Origin of the sequence: Novosphingobium organovorum (genome assembly GCF_022832435.1) — a bacterium.
Classification (GTDB): Bacteria; Pseudomonadota; Alphaproteobacteria; order Sphingomonadales; family Sphingomonadaceae; genus Novosphingobium; species Novosphingobium organovorum.
In genome coordinates this window covers 1-581 of record NZ_JALHLF010000263.1, presented here as the reverse complement: position 1 = coordinate 581, position 581 = coordinate 1, and the positions used below count along the sequence as shown (strand labels likewise).

Annotated in this window: 1 protein-coding gene; it reads left to right on the top strand. The window is 53.9% G+C overall.

Translation table 11 applies throughout. The annotated features are described in order from the left end of the window. On the top strand, positions 1-517 hold a 517-nt coding region (locus tag MTR62_RS21155), incomplete at its 5' end, for a hypothetical protein (protein WP_244024646.1). Between the last annotated feature and the right edge of the window lie 64 nt (positions 518-581).

Sequence of the window (581 nt, the reverse complement as noted above, 5' to 3'; positions counted from 1 at the left end):
TGCAATGCCGATAGCCCAGTTCGAGAACTCTGATGAAACGCCACTTACGCTGACAGTGCAACCGTGGGGCGACCACTACATAGTCCCGCACTTGGCGGTTGCGGGCATTCGATACTCGCTCAGGCCGAGCGCAGATGACCGGAGCTATACGGAGGTTGCGAAAGGGAGCGTTGAGTTCTGGTGCAATGCAGACACCTATGAATGCGAGATTGTTTATCCTTCAGTGTTTCGCCAACTTTCTTGGGACATCTGCGTAAATGGTGGCTGGTGCGGTGGGATCGTGGACGGCAATCCCACTACAGTTGATGACCTGCTTCCTCGGACCGGTCGGATCAGTGCACGAAAGTTTGCTGAACTTACCATGGTTGCAGATGGCTGGCCGAATGATGAGCAGTTGGAGGAGAAATATCTACGTTGGTTGCAGGCCAAGTTCGTTCAACATGTGGGAGCAAACTCTGTGGACGCCGAAGAATTTCTCCGGGACATCGAACAGCCATTTGGAAATGCCAGTTCCTAATAGCCGCAAAGTCGGCGTACGCCGTTGGGCTGGTCGCAAGGCCAACTATTTGACAGCTTGGGGC